Here is a 19,835-nt window from a genome sequence, read left to right as displayed (position 1 = left end):
CTTGATGTAATTGAGATAATTACTTGTTAATCACTTTACGACCACGATAGTAACCGTCAGCGGTTACATGGTGACGCAAATGAGTTTCACCACTTGCTTTATCAACGGATACTGCAGCAGTTGTTAACGCATCGTGAGAACGACGCATATCACGACGTGAACGGGATTTTTTATTTTGTTGAACAGCCATTGGCTATACTCCTAAATTATTTTTGCTTTAAATTAGCTAATACAGCGAACGGGTTCGGTTTTTTTGCCAATTCTTCCGGCAATTCGCCAAAAACCTGTTCAGCCACGGACACTTCACAGTGTTCAGATGAATGCATTGGCACAATCGGCAGACTTAAAATTAATTCATCTTCAATTGTTCCAAGTAAATCTATTTCACCGAATTCATTGAATTCAATTGGCTCATAGATTTCCGGCAATACATCAATTTGATCCAAATTAGCCACCGGACTGTAACAAAACTCACAATCAACGGTTTGAACGAAAGGTTCACCACAACGCTGACAATTTAATTCAACATCAACCTTGGCATGACCTTTCATAACAACCAATTTTTGCGGATCAACAAAGAACGATAATGTAACCTGTGCATCGCTGAGCACTTTACCAACCGATTCGGCAAGACGACTTAATTGATTGGCAGCGTAATAACCCTGATAATCTAATCTTCGTTGCGCATCTTTCACCGGATCGACAGTGAGGGGTAGTTTTACCTTTTGCATAGGGCGTGAATATTACCCTCAGAAAATAAAATAGTCAAAGGAAATCTTGCATTCCACGCGCACCACTCGCCTTACGTTATCCATGATTTTACGCAATCACGTTCTTCGTAATTTTATCGGAGAAGTGCGGTGGATTTTTTAATTATTTTTGATTCTCCAAAACATCGTCAAAAACGACCGCACTTCAAGCAAACAAAAAGGCGAATCCTCCGATTCGCCTTTGCGTTCTTGGAATATTATTTCAACTCCGGAAAGAGCATTTTCAGTACGTTTTGCGTCACCCGACGGGATTGTCCTGCGTACGGGAAGATATGCATCATCATCATTGGATTAAAGTTGGCTTCAATCACGCCCCAAGATTGCAGGCTCGGCTCAGCCGGTTTGGTTAAATCGGGAATGATTAAATCCACACCACACACCGCAGCGCCCATGGCTTTGGTGATGCCAACCGCCAAGGCTTTGTAGCTTGGGTGCATTTGGTCGGTCATGTCAATGGAATCGCCACCGGTGCTAATGTTGGAATTGGCACGTAACTGCACCAGCTGATCTTTCGCCGGCACGCTGTCCACGGTTAAGCCTTGCTCTTTTAACTGTAACTGTTCGATGTCGCCCAACGCAATTTTCTTCAATGGCGTGCGGCTACCATCGCCACGCAACGGATGATCATTTTTCTGAGCCACTAATTCCGCCACCGTATGCACGCCGTCGCCAATGACATTTGCCGGCACACGCAACAACACGGCAAGGGTTTCATCACCTAGCACGAAGAAACGGTATTCCGTGCCGGTGAGGTAATCTTCTACCATCACTTCTTTGTCTTCACGGAAAGCAATTTCAATGGCTTTGGCAAAATCCTCAGGATCATGCACGCCCTGTTGGAAAATACTGATGCCTAAACCGTAATTAGTGGATTTCGGTTTAATCACCACAGCACGCCCTGCGAATAAAGCATAATTGGCCACGGCTTGTTCCACACTGGTAAATTCCACGCTTTGCGGCACGTTAAAGCCGGCTTTCGCCAACACTTTTTTGGTCACCACTTTATTTTCCATGATAAGAGGCGAAATGTAGCTGTCATGGGAAGTCATGTTGCCGTTTTTGACATATTCCAAATGGTCACCGAATTGCAGACTTAAGAACTGATCGCGCTCGTCTAAAATCTCCATTTTTAAGCCTTTTTGAATGGCATCAAACATCAGCGCTTGGGTGGAAAGCTCCATGTTGTCGAAAGCTGACAACGCATAAAAACGTTCAAAGGCTTGTTTTTTGTAACGAATCGCCAGTTCCGCGCCCAGTTTTTGATAACCACCATGTGCTTCGATAGCATTGACTAAGCGCGCACCAAGCGTTTGGCTTGGATCAGCAAACTGCGCCAGTTTCTCTTTGACGATCTCGGTCATCTCTGCATCGGCGTGAATTTCCGCCAACATCGCCAATAATTGCTGTAAAACACGTTCGCCTTCTGCTTGGAAAGCCGTTGCCGACAATGGATTTTCCCACGCCACTTGGGCTAATTTTTCTTTGCCTAATTCCACCGCACTTGCCAAAGATTCTTCATCCAACCACGCCATTAATAAAATAAAATAATGCACAAATTTGGCATCATTCAAGGCAATACCATAAGCCTCAAACGGGTTTAGATCGAATAGACGGAATTCCAAATATTGAATGCCGTTTTGGAGCAATTCACGCGCTTGTTTCGCACCACGCAAACGCACGTTGGAATAAAATTCTTTTTCGGCAATAAGCTGTCCGCTGTTGACTGCCTGCTCCAAGGTTGCCACATAATCTTTCAAACTGTCATAAGACACTTTCACACTTGGGTCATTCACATAACCATATTGGCCAGAACGTAAACTACGGACGTATTGCCCCGCTTTCAATGGCGTACCGTGACGGAAATAATTGGCATCAACGGTTGGCGTGGCCGCTAATAAATAGACGAGGATCCATTGATAACGCAAGAAATTACGGGCAATTTTCAAATATAAATCGTTCTGAAAATCCACCGCACTTTGGTAGTCATTTTGTCGTGCAAACAGCTGTTGAATGAACGCTGGCTCAAGCTGGAAGTTGTAGTGAATACCACTCACCATTTGCTTGCTTTTACCGTAGGATTTCACTAAATGCTCGCGATACGCCACATCGACCGGATTGTCCAGTTGTGCCACTTTAATTTGATCCTCCGGTGGCAAGCCGGCCGGCATGCTCAACGGAAAGACATATTCGTCTTCCGGCAAAGAACGTAACACCACTTCGTGAATGGCGGATAACCAACGCAACGTATCTTCAATTTTTTTATTGGGTGGGGTGATTAACTCAAGCTGACTTTCCGCAAAATCCGTCTGAATATAAGGGTGATAAGAACGATTGCCGAAGCATTTTGGGTGCTCAGTCACCACAATCGCTCCGTCTGCGTGTACACGTTGGCTTTCTTTTTCAATGCCAAATGACCCTTGTTGGAACAACAGCTCCAAGCGATTTTCTTTTATAACCTGTTGAATATTCATAAAATTTCCTTTTAGCTAAACGAGGAATCATACTGTTTAGGCATGCCTACTTGCATAAACTTCTTAAAAAATCGCCACATTATTAAAATTAATCCCCTTAAATGCAAATAAAAAAATCGCATCCCCCATAAGGAATGGTTATAACTTAATGTATTGAAACGAAAATACTTCATTTTGGGGAATAAAGGGTCTAAAATTTCCGCCCTTAGAAAAGTACATGGAAAACACCTGTGGCACATAAAATGAGTCAATTCAAAAAACACAATCTCATCAATAATGACATCACTTTTGCGTTGTTATTATTGATTTTTTCCTTTCTTTCCCACATTGCCTTGGGCATTTTGGATAATTATCTGACTAATCTGGTGAGTATTTTTGCATTAGGTTTGCTGCTTTTGACCTTACGGAAACACAGCAAGATCTTATTTTTAATTGGCTTTCTTTTTATTTTCGCTCTCTCTCTCGGCTATCTTCCTTCCGGCTTATTATATGGCCCGGTGTCGATTGGGGTAATTGCCTCGGTTTATGAAACCAATTTCAGTGAAGCCATCGGTTTTTTTAAAGCGATTCCGCTCTCTATTTATATTTTTACTTTTTTCTATCTTCTTTTATTTATCGTTATCTTATTGATTCAACGACATAAAACCTCAAATAAATCTCAGAAGAAAATCTATGCTGCCGTTTACCTTGGTCTTCTCACCTTTTCACTTTATACGCCCATTGCAAAAGAAGTGGAAAATACGGATCCTGAAAAAGCATTTAAGCTCTCCGAATTTTTTAAAGCCTCAAACTTTTATCCGGTGAGTTTTCTTTCCAACGCCATCAAAGTAAATAACACCTATTTAACGCAACGGGCATTATTAAACGACGCCTTGACCAAAACACCGGAATGGCAAATCCTTTCCGTTGAGCCAAAATATCAAAACTATGTCTTAGTGATCGGCGAAAGTATGCGACGGGATTACACATCCTTATACGGCTACCCACAAAAAACCACGCCGTTTTTAGAACAAGTGAACGGCTTGATTTTCGATTTATATGTGGCTGCCGGCCCGAATACCCAGCCGTCGTTGCAACGCACGTTGTATCGTTCCATTAACAACAATGAAGAAACGGTTTACACCGATAACATTATCTCGCTCGCCAAACTTGCCCATTACAAAACTTATTGGCTGTCTAACCAAGGCAAAGTCGGCGAATGGGACACCATGGCATCGCGTATCGGCATTCAAGCAGATGAATCGTTCTTTACCAAAAAAGGCGGGTATGATTCGGACAATATCGCCGATACGGCGTTATTAGAACCATTGAAACAACTTTTGGCGAAAGATAAAGATCAAACCAAATTAATCGTTTTACATTTAATTGGCTCGCACCCAACATTTTGCGCCCATTTAAATGGTGAAGAACCCAAATTCCATTTAATTAGCCGAGAAATGTCGTGTTATTTAGACACCTTAAAACAAACGGATAGCTTATTGTCTGAGGTGAATCAAATTCTCAAAGATCAAGGCCAAAGCTATTCCGTCATTTATTTCTCAGATCACGGGTTGGCGCATTTAGGCGCAGGCAAAAATCTGTCTATGCTAAATAATAAGGAATATAAACAAAGTTATGCGGTGCCTTTTGTTCGTTTTTCCAGTGACGACACCAAAAGAACCCTCATTAAAAACCCGCAAAGCGCCTTTAATTTTATTCACGGCTTTGCCCAATGGTTAGGCATTAAAGAAAGTCATTTAAGCCAAGAAGATTTTTTCAACCCGAAACCGCAACCAATCAAAGTGTTTAACTGGCGGGCCTTGGTGGACTATCAGTCGTTGAAAGAGGATCCGGCGAAACAAGAACCGTAATAACAGGTCCCAACCCTAAAAGTGCGGTCATTTTTTCAAACGAATGACCGCATTTTTATTTTTGCCGGAATAGCCATTCAGCAAACCTAATTTTTCAGGTAGAATAACCGCCGTTTTTTATGAAAGAATTTTGTTCTTGCGGCGCTGTTGGCTCGTCCAATATCAAAAAACTCCGTTTTTTCTGACCGCACTTTTCACCCTATCCTGACTAAATTGAGGAACATATGAGTGTAATTCCTATGGTCGTTGACCAAACTTCCCGTGGCGAACGCGCCTATGACATTTATTCCCGCTTACTAAAAGATCGCGTGATTTTCCTAAGCGGTGAAGTGGAAGACAACATGGCCAATCTAATTGTGGCACAATTGCTTTTCCTAGAATCAGAAGATCCCGATAAAGACATCAATTTATATATCAACTCACCGGGCGGTTCCGTTACTGCCGGTATGGCAATTTACGATACCATGCAATTCATCAAGCCGGATGTACGAACCCTTTGTGTTGGACAAGCCTGCTCTATGGGCGCATTTTTACTCGCCGGTGGCGCAGCAGACAAACGCGGGGCATTACCACATGCCCGTATAATGATTCACCAACCATTAGGCGGTTTCCGCGGACAAGCATCGGATATTCAAATTCATGCCCAAGAGATTTTAAAAATCAAAAGCACGTTAAATGAACGTTTAGCTTTCCACACCGACCAACTTATTGAAACCATTGAAAGAGACACTGACCGCGACAACTTTATGTCGGCAGAAGAAGCCAAAAACTACGGCTTAATCGATAAAGTGTTGACTAAACGTTAAGAGATAAAAATGGCAAAAGATAAAGAATTACATTGTTCTTTCTGTGGCAAAGAACAAGACGAAGTCAATAAACTTATCGCTGGCACTTCCGGTTACATTTGTAATGAATGCATCGAACTGTGTCACGATATGTTGCTCAATGAAGAGCATGGCGAAGAAGCCGAAAGCGAAGACGCAGAAGCGACAAAAGAGCAGGAATTACCCACACCGCACAAAATACGTGCCCACTTAGACGATTATGTCATCGGCCAAGATTATGCGAAAAAAGTGTTAGCAGTGGCGGTGTATAACCACTACAAACGCCTACGCACCAAACATCAAACCAATGATGTGGAATTGGGTAAAAGTAATATTTTACTTATCGGCCCGACCGGTAGCGGTAAAACCCTATTAGCAGAGACCATGGCGCGTATGTTAAACGTGCCTTTCGCCATGGCGGATGCCACCACCTTGACGGAAGCCGGTTATGTGGGCGAAGACGTGGAAAACGTGTTACAAAAATTACTGCAAAATTGTGATTACGACATCGAACGTGCGGAACAAGGCATTATTTATATCGACGAAATCGACAAAATCACCCGCAAATCAGAAAATCCGTCCATTACCCGCGATGTTTCCGGCGAGGGCGTACAACAAGCCTTGTTAAAACTGATTGAAGGCACGGTTGCTTCCATTCCACCACAAGGCGGACGCAAACACCCACAACAGGAAATGTTGCGCATCGATACCTCCAAAATTCTGTTTATTTGTGGCGGTGCCTTTGCCGGCTTGGATAAAGTCATTGAAAAACGCACCAGCGTCGCCACTGCGATTGGTTTCGGCGCCGAAATCAAGAGCGAAAAAGACAAAGCCACGTTGACGGACTTGTTCAAACAAGTAGAACCGGACGATTTAATGAAATACGGCTTAATCCCGGAGTTTATCGGACGTTTACCGGTGGTTGCGCCGTTAAGCGAATTAGACGAAGAAGCCCTTGTGCGTATTCTGACCGAACCGAAAAATGCCTTGTGTAAACAATATCAAGCGTTATTTGGTTTGGAAAATGTGAAACTAGAATTCACTAAAGAAGCCTTAATCGCCATGGCGAAAAAAGCCCTCGCCCGCAAAACCGGCGCCCGCGGCTTGCGCTCTATTATTGAAAGCGTTTTACTCGACACCATGTACGACTTACCTTCTTTAGAAGGATTGGAAAAAGTGGTAGTTAACGAGCAAACCATTAATGACGGCAAGGCGCCTGAACTTATCTACGCCTAATTTTCTCTCTCAAAACATCACGGACACTTTTGTTTCAGCATCAGTGTCCGTTTTATATGACAGATTCGTGCATACCGTGACTCTTTTTTCTCATAGAGAACGGTTATCAAGCCAAACATTTTGTTCTAAGAACAGCCTGTGGTTTAAGTTGAATTTTGCCGGATTATCGTGTTAAATCGCCATAAGTTTTATGGTTATTAAGATATTAGGTCAAGTATGTGTCAACTATTAGGAATGAATTGCAACACACCGACAGATATTGTGTTTTCCTTTGAAGGTTTCCGCCATCGTGCCGGTTTAACCGACTGTCACTCGGACGGTTTCGGGATTGCTTTTTTTGAAGGCAAAGGCGTGCGCGTGTTTCGTGATAATAAACCGGGACACAGCTCCCCCATTGCCGACTGTGTAAAACAATATAACATTAAGTCACTTAACGTGATTGCCCACATTCGAAAAGCGACGCAAGGTGATGTCAACATCGAAAATACCCACCCTTTTATGCGTGAAATTTGGGGTGAAAATTGGGTATTCGCGCACAATGGCAATTTGGTGAATTTGCCTGTGACTGAAACGATTTTTTACCAACCGATTGGTACCACCGATTCTGAAACAGCATTCTGTTATATGTTAGAACAGCTCAAAACACGCTTTAAACACAAACCGAGTGAAGAAGAAATTTTTGAGGCGATTCAACAGATCAGCAATGAGCTGGCACGCTACGGCACATTAAATTTTATGCTGTCGAACGGCGAATGGATGATCGTGCGTTGCTCAACAAACTTACATTACATCACCCGTCAAGCGCCCTTCGGTAAGGCACAACGGGTGGATGATGGCGGTGTCATCGACTTCAACGACTACACCAAAGAAGGGGACAAAGTCACAATTATTACGACTGTTCCACTGACAAAGGATGAAGTTTGGACCAAAATGGATAACGGTGGATTTGTGTTTTTCAAAAATGGCGATAAAGTCTGGGAAGTGCTCGGCACGCTAAACACCGCCCCAATTGATGACGGCACCTTAGGCAAAGCCGGTATCGCTTAATCCCTCGCCATCCTCAAAGTGCGGTCAATATTCACCGCACTTTATTCCGCCATGCGTTCTTTATAATGCAATCGACATACTGACAAATAGCTGTCGTTACCGCCGATTTGAATTTGGTCTCCTTGTTTGACAACGTCGCCCTGTTCATTGAGACGCAGGACAAAATTGGCTTTACGACCGCAATAGCAAATAGTCTTAAGTTCTTCCAACTGATCCGCCCATGCCAGCAAATAGCGGCTGCCTTCAAAAAGCTCCGCTTGGAAGTCCGTGCGCAAGCCATAACACAACACCGGAATGTTCAATTTATCCACCACATCGCTTAGTTGATACACCTGCGCTTTAGTTAAAAACTGCGCTTCATCCACCAAAATGCAATGCAACGGTGCTTTCGCTAAATGTTGTTGAATTTCTGCGAATAAATCCGTATCCGGTGCGAAGGTATTCGCTTGCTCGCTGATCCCAATGCGGGAAGTCACGCGACCTGTGCCGAAACGATCATCAATGGCCGCCGTATAAACCAGCGTATTCATGTTGCGTTCACGGTAGTTGTAGGAAGATTGCAGCAACGTTGTGGATTTTCCTGCATTCATGGTGGAATAGTAAAAATACAGCTTAGCCATGATTATTTAAGCACCCATTTCCAAAAGTAATAGCAAATAAAACCGGTAAGCGGTGGTAACGAGGCAAGTATGAAAACCCCGATCGTAGTTCGTCCGCCAGCCATTTCGCCAATCTCCGTTAAGAAATCAATAAGCGCATTTGTCGGCGTGGTAAACACGAAAAAGCCGATAATCGCTAACATAACAACACAACCGATACCGGCAGCACGCATGGCTCTAAATTTAATCTCATCCATAGTCTTCCCTTATAGATAAAAGAAATAAAAAATCATTTTTTAAATGGGTTCACGCAAATTTACTCAGGCTATTTTGCCAAATTGTCTCGGCAATTATCTCCGGCGTTTCGCGTCTTAATTCACACAACACCTTAAAAACCTGTTGCACTCTTTCCGGGCGATTCGGTTGACCTTGAAAACCAAATACCGGCATGTCGGGCGAATCCGTTTCTAACAGCAAGGCATCCAGTGGCAATTTCGCGATGGTTTGACGGGTTTTATTAGCGCGTTCATAGGTAATCGTACCACCTACACCAATAGAATAGCCCAAATCAACAAAGCGCTTTGCCTGATCGTAACTGCCTGCAAAACCATGTACGACGCCACGTTTCGGCACCTCAATGCGTTTGAGAAAAGAGAACAGCTGATCGTGCGACTTCCGGGAATGCATGTTCACCGGCAAATCGTACTTCTTCGCCAAATACAGTTGCGCCTCAAAAAAATCACATTGCTTACGCCATAATGCCTCGCTTAACAAGTCCGATACGGCGCGCTCCAAACCGATTTCTGCGATTGCCGTGCAATTTGCCGAACGCGTTGCTAACGCCTGTTCCAATAAATCCAAATCCTGCGCTTGGTGTTCTTTGATGTACAACGGATGTAGCCCCAAGCCGTAATACAAGTGTTCAGGATAAAGTGCGGTCATTTTTTCAATCGTTTTGAAATCCCGCTGTAACACGGCAACAATCAAGACCTTTTGCACACCAGCCGCCTGTGCATTTTGCATAAGCTGTGCTAACGGCTCACCGGTGGCTTGCTGCAAATAATCGAGGTGGGTATGGGTGTCGAAAAATGAATACATATCAATCTAAAAAAATCAGGCAACTCAATGAGTTGCCCATAGTCTTATTCGTCAACAGTAACAGAGGTAATCACCACATCTTCATTCGGCACGTCTTGATGGAAACCTTTGTTGCCGGTTTTCACACCTTTGATTTTGTCCACGACATCCATGCCTTCAACCACTTCGCCAAATACCGCGTAGCCCCACTCTTGTACCACTTCTTTGCCAAACATTTCTTTTGAACGGTAATCCAAGAAGGTGTTATCCGCCACATTAATGAAGAATTGCGCCGTCGCAGAATGCGGATCAGAAGTACGCGCCATGGCGATGGTGCCGCGCTTGTTGCTTAAACGGTTGTTCGCTTCATTTTTAATCGGTGCGTTAGTCGCTTTCTCGCGCATACCGCTTTCCATGCCACCGCCTTGGATCATAAAACCGTCAATCACGCGGTGGAAAATTGTGTTATCATAAAACCCATTTTTACAATAAGTTAAGAAGTTTTCTGCCGTTACCGGTGCTTTCTCATGATTTAAGGCAATTTTAATGTCGCCGAAATTAGTGTGTAGTGTAATCATTGTGCTTTTCCTATACGAATTAAAGAGCGTCATTATTCCATAATCCGCCCCAAATCGCCATAAAGTGCGGTGCGTTTTCAAAAAGATTTGGATCCCAATATGTTAAAACTTTTCAATACTCTTACTCGCGAAAAAGAAATTTTTAAACCGATTCATGCAGGCAAAATCGGCATGTATGTTTGCGGCGTAACCGTTTACGATCTCTGCCATATCGGGCATGGACGCACCTTTGTGTGTTTTGATGTTGTCGCACGTTACTTACGCTATTTAGGCTACGAGTTAACCTATGTACGCAACATCACTGACGTGGACGACAAAATCATTAAACGCGCCTTAGAAAACAAAGAAACCTGCGATCAACTCGTCGATCGCATGGTCGTGGAAATGTACAAGGATTTTGATGCCCTGAACATTTTGCGTCCTGACTTTGAACCACGTGCAACCCATCACATTCCTGAAATTATTGCCCTTGTTGAAAAACTGATTCAGCGCGGACATGCTTATGTGGCAGACAACGGCGATGTGATGTTTGATGTGGAAAGTTTCAAAGAATACGGCAAATTATCCCGCCAAGATTTAGAACAATTACAAGCGGGCGCACGTATCGAAATCAATGAAATCAAGAAAAACCCAATGGATTTCGTGTTGTGGAAAATGTCCAAACCAAACGAACCAAGTTGGGATTCGCCTTGGGGCAAAGGTCGCCCGGGCTGGCACATTGAATGTTCCGCCATGAACAGCAAACAACTTGGCGAACATTTTGACATTCACGGTGGTGGCTCCGACCTGATGTTCCCGCACCATGAAAACGAAATCGCTCAATCTTGTTGCGCCCACGGTAACCAGTATGTGAACTACTGGCTGCATTCCGGCATGATCATGGTGGATAAAGAGAAAATGTCGAAATCCCTCGGCAACTTCTTCACGATTCGCGATGTATTAAGCCACTACGATGCAGAAAGCGTACGCTACTTCTTGCTCAGCGCCCACTACCGTAGCCAATTAAATTACAGCGAAGAAAACCTCAATCTCGCCCACGGCGCATTAGAACGCCTCTACACCGCATTGCGCGGCACCGATAAAAGTGCGGTGGCTTTTGGCGGTGAAAATTTTGTGGATGCCTTCCGTGAGGCAATGGACGATGATTTCAATACGCCAAATGCCCTTTCTGTGCTATTTGAAATGGCGCGCGAATTGAACAAACTAAAAACCGAAGACATGTCCAAAGCCAACGGACTTGCCGCGCGTTTACGCGAACTTGCCGGCATTCTCGGTTTGCTTCAGCTTGATCCTGAACAATTTTTACAAGCCGGCTCTGATGATGACGAAGTCGCTAAAATCGAAGGACTCATCAAACAACGCAACGAAGCCCGTGCTGCCAAAGACTGGCCGGCTGCAGATGCAGCCCGCAACGCCTTAACGCAAATGGGCATTGTATTAGAAGACGGTCCGAACGGCACCACTTGGCGAAAACAATAAGACGATAAGTTAAAAAACAAAAAGGAAAGTGAATCACTCACTTTCCTTTTTTGTTTATTCCCATTTCAAATGTACTTCACTCGTACAATTTCCAGACTCAACTCATCTTTTGGCGCAATCAGAAACCTGATGCGCATAGCCAACCACAAAAGCAGATAAAGTGCGGTCAAAAAATGTTGTGTTTTCTTATGTTGTCTATTTTATAGTTGAGAATATAAATAAGAATTATTTGCATACAATAAGTAAATACGTTAAATTTCTTCGCGATAAATTTCATCTTTCATTAACCTTTATAGGAATAGGAGCATTTATGCGCAAACATTTTTCCTTGCTTCCCCTCGCAATGTTAGTTACCACCGCTGTTTATGCGGACAACTTAGACGTGATTAACGTGGTGTCTGAAAATACCGGTGCAAAAAGTAAAACCAATGTGATTACAACGGAATCCATTAATCGCAGCACGGAAACCGAATTAAAAGGTTTATTGAAAGACGAACCGGCGATTAACTTCGGTGGCGGTCGCGGCACATCACAGTGGTTTACCATTCGTGGGATGGGGCAAGATCAAGTGGATGTAAAAGTGGATGATGCTTATACCGATGCTCAACTTTTCCACCATCAAGGTCGTTTCATCTTTGATCCGGCACTATTGAAGAAAGTCAGCGTACAAAAAGGCACAGGATCCGCCAGTGCCGGCATCGGTGCAACCAGCGGTGCAATCGTTGCGGAAACCGTGAGCGCAAAAGACTTGCTGAAAGAAGGTCAAGACGTTGGTTTTAAACTAAATGCCGGCGTGAGCTCAAACAAAGGCTGGAGCAAAGGCGCAACCGTTTATTCACGCGCCGGTATGATGGATGCGTTAATTTCCGGTAACTGGGTCAAAGAAAGCGAGTATAAAGCAGGCAACGGCTACAAAATCAAAAATAGTGCATTAGGTCAACGGGGCTTATTAGCAAAAGTTGGCGCAGATTTGAATGAAGATCACCGAATTGAATTAAGTCATCGTCAAGAACGTCATTATGGCGTTCGTGCACTTCGTGAAGAATTTGACTTTTCACAGGATTGGCTAACGGCAAATGGACGAAATGGCAACCCACCGGCACTCACAAAAGAACAGCGTGCAAACGGCTATACGTTAAACCGAGAAGGGAATACTTGGTATGTTTTAGATCGCGATGGCAACAAAATTCCGAATACGGCAAATAACGCCCCTCGCTATCGCATCACCACCAATGACACCAGCAAAATTGAATGGACAGGGCAAAACATGGGCTTTATCAGCAATGCCAAGGTCAATGTGTGGCGCAGTGTAATTAGCCGTGAAGAGCCGAGCGAACGTTCCAGAATCCGTTTAATTGCCAATGGCGCCAACGTAAACTTGGATTCACCTATCGGTGAATCTCACTTAATCAAATACGGTGTCAATTACCGCGATCAAGAAGGTAAACCGAATTCTCTTACCGTACAAAACGGCATCCAAATGAAGACTCAAAAGAAACGTGAAGTCGGTGTTTACACAGAGGGCATTTGGGGCTTAGGCGCATTCACCTTAACCACCGGTTTGCGTTACGATCACTTCAATTTCCGTGCCATGGACGGTTCAAAATCCAAGAAAGGCAGTGTGAATCCAAGCGTAGGGTTGATTTATGAAGTCACCAATGATCTTAGTTTAAATACCAGCTTAAACTATGCTACCCGTAGCCCGCGTTTCCACGAAATCATGCTTTCTTCAGGCGCTAGCCGAGGAGGCTCGGCCGTGTATTCCATCGCCAACAACATCAAACCGGAAAAATCTCGCAATGCAGAAGTGGGTTTCAACTATAAATTCGCTGATAGCCTTTCCTTAAATGGTAGCTATTTCTGGCAAACCGTTCAGGACACGCACGCCTTTACGCAAATCAGACAGGGTTATTATGAAATCCAAAATGCCGGCAAATTAAGAAATCACGGTTACGAGTTAGGCACCGCCTATAAATATGAAGGCTTAACCTTGCGTGCCGGCGTGGCTTACAGCAAACCGGAATTGGACGGCAGAACCGTGGACAACACCGTCACGGCGATTCCAATCGGTCGCACTTGGACCACCGGCGCCTCTTACCGTTTCGAACAACCTGACGTAGAAATCGGCTGGAAAGGTCGCTTTGTACAACATACCAGCTACGATTCCACCACCAACAACCGTGGCGGCGGAGCAACCACCACCAAACGTCCGGGGTATGGCGTGAACGATTTCTATGTAACTTGGAAACCGGTTAAAAACGTTAACGTCAACCTGGCATTAAACAATGCGTTCAACAAATACTACCGCAGCCACAGCCAACGCGCAGGCGTATCCACCTTGCCTGAGCCAGGTCGTGACGTTCGTTTAAGTGTAAACTACACGTTCTAAACCTGAAAAGTGCGGTGAGATTTTACCGTGTTTTTTCAATACATCATGAAGGATTAAGTTCAGTTGGACTTAATCCTTTTCATTATAGCCAAACAAAGTCTGACTATAAAAACCCTACGCGATGCGTAATTCACAATTTCATGCGTAGCCTGCCACGAATGATTTTCCTCACGAGCGTTTTTATCCGTGCAACAAGTTGCACGCTACGGAGAGCGTGATTTCATATTGTAGCGTGCATCTTGATGCACGACCAAACCACGCACGGAACATTATTTAACCCTTTCAGGCATTCACAATTTCGTGCGTAGCGTGTCACGAATGATTTTCCTCACGAGCATTTTTATTCGTGCAACAAGTTGCACGCTACGGAGAGCGTGATTTCATATTGTAGCGTGCATCTTGATGCACGACCAAACCACGCACGGAACGATATTTAGCCCTTTCAGGCATTCACAATTTCGTGCGTAGCGTGTCACGAATGATTTTCCTCACGAGCATTTTTATTCGTGCAATGAGTTGCACGCTACAGGGAGCGTGATTTCATATTGTAGCGTGCATCTTGATGCACAAATGATTTTCCTCACGAGCGTTTTATTCGTGCAACGAGTTGCACGCTACGATTCTAAAAAGTGCGGTGAGTTTTTACTGTGTTTTTTTCAATTAAATAGGTTACGTATGCGTTTTATTGCATATCGGCGAAAATCCTAAAACACACTGAGGCAAATTCCCGTATGTTTTCTTCAAAACATAAAAACCTCGAGAATATCGACCGCACTTCACATTTTTTTGAAAAAACACTTGCGATAAAAAATATTTTCCAGTAGTTTAAAAAGCAATTCACTAGGAGATTCCCAAATGCGCTTTATTCGTCGTCACCATCATCACCACGTAACTGAATGATCTTTCAGGTATTTGGTGTGCTTGGAAGATGACTTCCGAGCAGGCACGAATAAAACGCTATCCCTTTAAGCCCCTCGGAAGTTGACTTTCGAGGGGTTTGTTTTTTTACCGTAAAAATAAATGCCTTAGAAATTAATCTATGATTTTATTAGACAAATTTTATTTCTCTAGTAAATTATCAATAACTTAAATCATAAGGACAAAAAAATGCTTACTAACCCAGTTGTTATTTCTATCGCGGTCTTGCTAGTTCTCAGCTTGCTGCGAATTAACGTGGTCATAGCCTTGGTTATTTCTGCCCTCACCGCAGGTTTAATTGGTAATCTAGGACTCACAAAAACCATTGAAACCTTTACCGGTGGCCTCGGCGGTGGTGCTGAAGTGGCAATGAACTATGCCATGCTCGGTGCCTTTGCCATTGCCATCTCCAAATCCGGCATCACTGATTTACTTGCCTATAAAGTGATTACCCGCATGAACAAAACCCCCTCTGCCAATGGGATTGCCATGTTCAAGTATGCCTTATTAGGGATTTTGGTCTTGTTCTCAATTTCCTCACAAAACCTGCTACCGGTGCACATTGCGTTTATTCCTATTGTGGTTCCACCTCTACTTACCGTGTTCAACAAACTGAAAATTGACCGTCGCGCCGTGGCTTGCGTCCTCACTTTCGGTTTAACCGCCACCTATATGTTATTACCGGTGGGTTTCGGTAAAATCTTTATCGAAAGCGTTTTGGTGAAAAATATTAATCATGTCGGTGCGCCATTGGGGTTACAAACAACCGTCAGTGAAGTTTCCCTTGCCATGATGATTCCGGTAACCGGGATGATTTTAGGTTTATTGACTGCCGTGTTTATCACTTATCGCAAACCGCGTGAATACAGCGTCACTACAGCAGAACCGACAACGCAAGACATTGAGCAACACATTGCTAACATTACACCAAAACAAATCACCGCAAGTCTTGTTGCGATTGTAGCAACCTTCACCACGCAATTAGTCACAAGCTCTACTATCATCGGTGGTTTGGTCGGTTTAATCATTTTTGCCGTGTTTGGTATCTTCAAGCTCAAAGAAAGCAACGACATTTTCCAACAAGGCTTACGCTTAATGGCCATGATCGGCTTTGTGATGATCGCCGCGTCCGGCTTCGCTAATGTGATTAATACCACCAGTGGCGTAACAGACTTAGTACAAGCGTTAGGGCAAGGCTTACAAAGTAAAGGACTTGCAGCGTTCTTAATGTTATTCGTCGGCTTGTTGATCACCATGGGGATCGGCTCTTCCTTCTCTACGGTGCCAATCATCACCTCGATTTATGTACCGCTTTGTTTGTCTTTCGGCTTCTCCCCACTTGCCACCGTGTCTATCGTGGGCGTTGCGGCAGCATTAGGTGATGCGGGTTCACCGGCTTCCGACTCAACCTTAGGGCCAACATCCGGTTTGAATATGGATGGTAAACACGACCACATTTGGGATTCTGTTGTACCTACCTTCATTCACTATAACATTCCGTTGTTAGCCTTTGGCTGGCTTGCAGCAATGACTCTCTAACCCTAAAAGTGCGGTCGGAAAAACACATCAATTTTCCATCGCACTTTTGCTTTTTTATGGCTATGAACAACATTTCCACCCAACGCTTAAAACAAAGTTTCCAGGATTTCTTCGCGCGTTACGCCACGCAAAAAGAAGAGATTGTTTATGCCAAATTTTCACCCAATCTGTTTACGGAAAATTGGCAAAAAACGGCATTTTATTTTGCGCAGATCGAACACTCTCTTATGCAGCTTGAACAGATTGAAAGGGATAACATTGAAGCCTGGCAGTTTTACACGCAAAAACTATCCGCACAATGCACCGCACTTTCGGATGCCTTAACGCGTCAACAGCAAAATGCGCAACTCTTTCCCGTTAAAGATAAAGAAGAAAATAAACCGCAAAATAAACGTCAACATCCCGTACACAGCCTGCCACCGCGCGAGCGCTTGGCAAAATATTATGAATATTTAGCGTCTTTTAATGAGAAAATTCAGCACGAGCAAGACAGTTTAAGTGAAGCGCAGAGAGAGGGACTTCCATTTAACCGATTAAAACTGGAACAACTAGAACAACGTCGCGCCCGTTGCTTGGAAGCCATCGAAATGTTAGAGGAATATTTAATTTTCCTCGAAAAGCAAAAATAGTCGCAATAAAAAACCTCGCCAAAATCGCGAGGTTTTTTCATTCCGAACAGATAAATTAGCCGGTGTAACGGCCTACACCCAGCTCATCTTCTTTACGGGTGCGGTTAATTACCATTTGTGGCGATTGCAACACACGTAAGCCCATTTGATCTTCGGTGCGCACCACTTCACCACGTAAGGAGTTCGTGAATACATCCGTGATTTTAATGTCGACAAATTTCCCGATCATTTCCGGCGTGCCTTGGAAATTCACAATGCGGTTGGTTTCCGTACGTCCGGTTAATTCCATAATATCTTTCTTGGACGGACCTTCCACTAATACACGTTGCTCCGTGCCTAACATCGCACGGCTGAATTGTGCCGCTTGGTTATTGATACGTTGTTGCAACAAATATAAACGTTGTTTTTTCTCGTCTTCGGTGACATCGTCAGGGTAATCTGCCGCTGGTGTACCAGGACGGGCAGAATAAATGAAGCTAAAACTCATGTCGAAGTTCACTTGGGCGATCAAATTCATGGTCTGCTCGAAATCTTCATTGGTTTCCCCCGGGAAGCCTACAATGAAGTCAGAACTGATTTGAATATTCGGACGTACCGCTTTTAGTTTGCGAATAATGGATTTGTATTCAAGCGCTGTATGTCCGCGTTTCATCATGGTTAACACACGGTCTGAACCGGATTGCACCGGCAAATGAAGGAAACTCACGAGCTCCGGGGTATCACGATACACATCGATAATATCATCGGTAAATTCGATTGGATGGCTCGTGGTAAAACGTAAGCGGTCAATACCATCAATGGCAGCGACTAAACGCAATAATTCCGCAAAGGTACAAATTTCACCGTCAAATGTCGGCCCACGATAAGCATTCACGTTTTGACCAAGCAAGTTTACTTCACGCACTCCCTGTGCGGCTAACTGCGCAATTTCAAATAAAATATCATCTACCGGACGGCTGACTTCCTCGCCACGGGTATAAGGCACTACACAATAAGTGCAATATTTATTACAGCCTTCCATAATAGAAACGAACGCTGTTGGGCCTTCAGCACGAGGCTCCGGCAAACAGTCAAACTTCTCAATTTCCGGGAAGCTAATATCTACAACGGAGCTTTTCCCACCGCGGATTTGGTTGATCATTTCAGGCAAACGATGCAACGTTTGCGGCCCAAAAACAATATCCACATAAGGCGCACGAGTGCGAATATGTTCGCCTTCCTGCGATGCCACACAACCGCCTACGCCAATCAATAAATTCGGGTTATTTTTCTTTAATTCTTTCCAACGACCTAATTGATGGAAGACTTTTTCCTGTGCTTTTTCACGAATGGAACAGGTATTTAACAATAAAACATCCGCTTCTTCCGGCACTTCGGTAAGTTCCAAACCGTGTGTGCTGTGTAATAAATCCGCCATCTTAGATGAATCGTACTCGTTCATCTGGCAGCCCCAAGTTTTAATATGTAGTTTTTGCGTCATACTGGCTAAAATTTACTCTAATGGTTCATAAAAATTGACTGGCTATTCTACCGAGTTGCGCTTTTTCCCGCTAGCAAAAAAGCAGATTTTTCGAAGAATTTTACCTGTTGGAGGTAGAAGAAATAGCAATTGAAGAGAATAAAGAAAAGGCAGATAAACACTCTAGAAAAGCAAACTTCGCCTGAAATTTATCTGCCATGAATCAATACATGGAATGACTTACTGATTCGGTGAGTAATAAAGTTTACCAATTTCAATCTTTTGACGGCCGGTTTGTTCGCGCCATTTATTACTATCACGCAAAGAATAAACGCAACCGCAATATTCTTGCTGATAAAAACGCTCGCGTTTACTGATTTCAATCATCCGTTGTGAGCCACCTTCTTTACGCCAGTTGTAATCCCAATAAATCACATCATCATATTTTTCTGCCGCACGATGACCGCAACCGTTAATTTGCTCCATGTCTTTCCAGCGGGAAATCCCAAGGCAACTGGTGAAGACCGGGAAACCATGTTCATGGGCATATTCAGCCGCTTTTTCAAAACGCATATCGAAACACATGGTACAACGAATACCACGCTCTGGCTCCCATTCCATGCCTTTAGCACGATCAAACCATTCTTGACGATCGTAGTCAGCATCAATAAACGGAATACCAAATTTCTGTGCAAAACGAATATTTTCTTCTTTACGAATTAAATATTCTTTTAACGGGTGAATGTTCGGGTTGTAGAAATAAATCGTAAATTCAATACCGGACGCCAAAATAGCCTCCATCACCTCCCCCGAGCAAGGGGCACAGCAGGAATGCAAAAGCAGTTTATTGTGCCCTTCGGGCAATTCCAGTTTTTCACGAATAAACGGCGCATTCGGATCTTTACGCGGTTTTTGTTTGCGTGTTTTATGTTGAAAACTGACTGCACTTTGAAATTGTTGTTCTGTCATT

General features: G+C 43.8%; 17 protein-coding genes and 1 other annotated feature. Of the genes, 8 read left to right on the top strand and 9 right to left on the bottom strand.

What is annotated here, in order from left to right; translation table 11 throughout:
- Positions 1 to 19: 19 nt before the first annotated feature.
- The 3 genes from rpmF to gshAB all read right to left on the bottom strand — a co-directional run bounded on the left by rpmF (position 20) and on the right by gshAB (position 3,241).
- Entirely contained in the window at positions 20 to 190 is a 171-nt protein-coding gene (gene rpmF, locus J5X96_RS02460) for a 50S ribosomal protein L32 (RefSeq protein ID WP_005544470.1), read from the bottom strand.
- Between the two features lie 16 nt (positions 191 to 206).
- Positions 207 to 731, bottom strand: coding sequence for a 23S rRNA accumulation protein YceD (gene yceD, locus J5X96_RS02455; RefSeq protein WP_209364154.1), 525 nt, complete (start codon positions 729 to 731; stop codon positions 207 to 209).
- 236 nt (positions 732 to 967) lie between these two features.
- Positions 968 to 3,241, bottom strand: a complete 2,274-nt coding sequence (gene gshAB, locus J5X96_RS02450) for a bifunctional glutamate--cysteine ligase GshA/glutathione synthetase GshB (RefSeq protein ID WP_209364153.1) — start codon at positions 3,239 to 3,241, stop codon at positions 968 to 970.
- Positions 3,242 to 3,483: 242 nt separating this feature from the next.
- Here gshAB and J5X96_RS02445 point away from each other — a divergent pair, with 242 nt between their 5' ends.
- The 4 genes from J5X96_RS02445 to J5X96_RS02430 all read left to right on the top strand — a co-directional run bounded on the left by J5X96_RS02445 (position 3,484) and on the right by J5X96_RS02430 (position 8,198).
- Positions 3,484 to 5,091 carry a phosphoethanolamine transferase gene (locus J5X96_RS02445; protein ID WP_209364151.1) on the top strand — a complete coding sequence of 536 codons (1,608 nt, stop codon included), beginning with the start codon at positions 3,484 to 3,486 and terminating at the stop codon, positions 5,089 to 5,091.
- 224 nt (positions 5,092 to 5,315) lie between these two features.
- Entirely contained in the window at positions 5,316 to 5,897 is a 582-nt protein-coding gene (gene clpP, locus J5X96_RS02440; protein WP_209364149.1) for an ATP-dependent Clp endopeptidase proteolytic subunit ClpP, read from the top strand.
- Between the two features lie 9 nt (positions 5,898 to 5,906).
- The gene (gene clpX, locus J5X96_RS02435) at positions 5,907 to 7,151 is read left to right on the top strand and encodes an ATP-dependent protease ATP-binding subunit ClpX (RefSeq protein WP_209364147.1); all 1,245 of its coding nucleotides are present in this window, start codon (positions 5,907 to 5,909) and stop codon (positions 7,149 to 7,151) included.
- A 216-nt stretch (positions 7,152 to 7,367) separates the two neighbouring features.
- The gene (locus tag J5X96_RS02430; RefSeq protein WP_209364145.1) at positions 7,368 to 8,198 is read left to right on the top strand and encodes a class II glutamine amidotransferase; all 831 of its coding nucleotides are present in this window, start codon (positions 7,368 to 7,370) and stop codon (positions 8,196 to 8,198) included.
- A 41-nt stretch (positions 8,199 to 8,239) separates the two neighbouring features.
- Here J5X96_RS02430 and J5X96_RS02425 read toward each other — a convergent pair whose 3' ends face one another.
- The 4 genes from J5X96_RS02425 to J5X96_RS02410 are packed head-to-tail and all read right to left on the bottom strand — an operon-like array spanning position 8,240 to position 10,452.
- Positions 8,240 to 8,818, bottom strand: a complete 579-nt coding sequence (locus J5X96_RS02425) for a thymidine kinase (RefSeq protein WP_021615471.1) — start codon at positions 8,816 to 8,818, stop codon at positions 8,240 to 8,242.
- A gap of 2 nt (positions 8,819 to 8,820) precedes the next feature.
- On the bottom strand, positions 8,821 to 9,054 hold the full coding sequence (locus J5X96_RS02420; RefSeq protein WP_209364143.1) for a hypothetical protein: 234 nt from the start codon (positions 9,052 to 9,054) through the stop codon (positions 8,821 to 8,823).
- 49 nt (positions 9,055 to 9,103) lie between these two features.
- Complete coding sequence (locus J5X96_RS02415; RefSeq protein WP_209364141.1) at positions 9,104 to 9,895, bottom strand: TatD family hydrolase; 792 nt, start codon at positions 9,893 to 9,895, stop codon at positions 9,104 to 9,106.
- A gap of 44 nt (positions 9,896 to 9,939) precedes the next feature.
- Entirely contained in the window at positions 9,940 to 10,452 is a 513-nt protein-coding gene (locus tag J5X96_RS02410) for a peptidylprolyl isomerase (RefSeq protein WP_109103932.1), read from the bottom strand.
- 99 nt (positions 10,453 to 10,551) lie between these two features.
- Here J5X96_RS02410 and cysS point away from each other — a divergent pair, with 99 nt between their 5' ends.
- The 4 genes from cysS (at position 10,552) to priC (ending at position 17,406) form a co-directional block, all read left to right on the top strand.
- A complete protein-coding gene (gene cysS, locus J5X96_RS02405) occupies positions 10,552 to 11,931 on the top strand; it encodes a cysteine--tRNA ligase (protein WP_209364139.1) in 1,380 nt (459 codons plus the stop codon).
- 310 nt (positions 11,932 to 12,241) lie between these two features.
- Complete coding sequence (locus tag J5X96_RS02400) at positions 12,242 to 14,320, top strand: TonB-dependent receptor domain-containing protein (protein WP_209364137.1); 2,079 nt, start codon at positions 12,242 to 12,244, stop codon at positions 14,318 to 14,320.
- Positions 14,321 to 15,195: 875 nt separating this feature from the next.
- Positions 15,196 to 15,324, top strand: a sequence feature (His leader region).
- Positions 15,325 to 15,427: 103 nt separating this feature from the next.
- Positions 15,428 to 16,777 (top strand): Na+/H+ antiporter family protein, encoded by a 1,350-nt coding sequence (locus J5X96_RS02395; protein ID WP_209364135.1) that lies wholly within the window; start codon positions 15,428 to 15,430, stop codon positions 16,775 to 16,777.
- A gap of 62 nt (positions 16,778 to 16,839) precedes the next feature.
- Positions 16,840 to 17,406 (top strand): primosomal replication protein PriC, encoded by a 567-nt coding sequence (gene priC / locus J5X96_RS02390; RefSeq protein WP_209364751.1) that lies wholly within the window; start codon positions 16,840 to 16,842, stop codon positions 17,404 to 17,406.
- Positions 17,407 to 17,461: 55 nt separating this feature from the next.
- On the opposite strand, the gene miaB is transcribed toward priC, so the two are convergent.
- Together miaB and J5X96_RS02380 are read right to left on the bottom strand one after the other, a co-directional pair.
- The gene (miaB, locus tag J5X96_RS02385) at positions 17,462 to 18,886 is read right to left on the bottom strand and encodes a tRNA (N6-isopentenyl adenosine(37)-C2)-methylthiotransferase MiaB (protein WP_109128104.1); all 1,425 of its coding nucleotides are present in this window, start codon (positions 18,884 to 18,886) and stop codon (positions 17,462 to 17,464) included.
- 219 nt (positions 18,887 to 19,105) lie between these two features.
- Positions 19,106 to 19,834, bottom strand: coding sequence for an epoxyqueuosine reductase QueH (locus J5X96_RS02380; protein WP_209364133.1), 729 nt, complete (start codon positions 19,832 to 19,834; stop codon positions 19,106 to 19,108).
- Between the last annotated feature and the right edge of the window lies 1 nt (position 19,835).

Source organism: Aggregatibacter sp. 2125159857 (genome assembly GCF_017798005.1).
GTDB lineage: Bacteria > Pseudomonadota > Gammaproteobacteria > Enterobacterales > Pasteurellaceae > Aggregatibacter.
The sequence above is the reverse complement of the archived record's forward strand: the minus strand, read 5'-3'. Positions and strand labels throughout refer to the sequence as shown.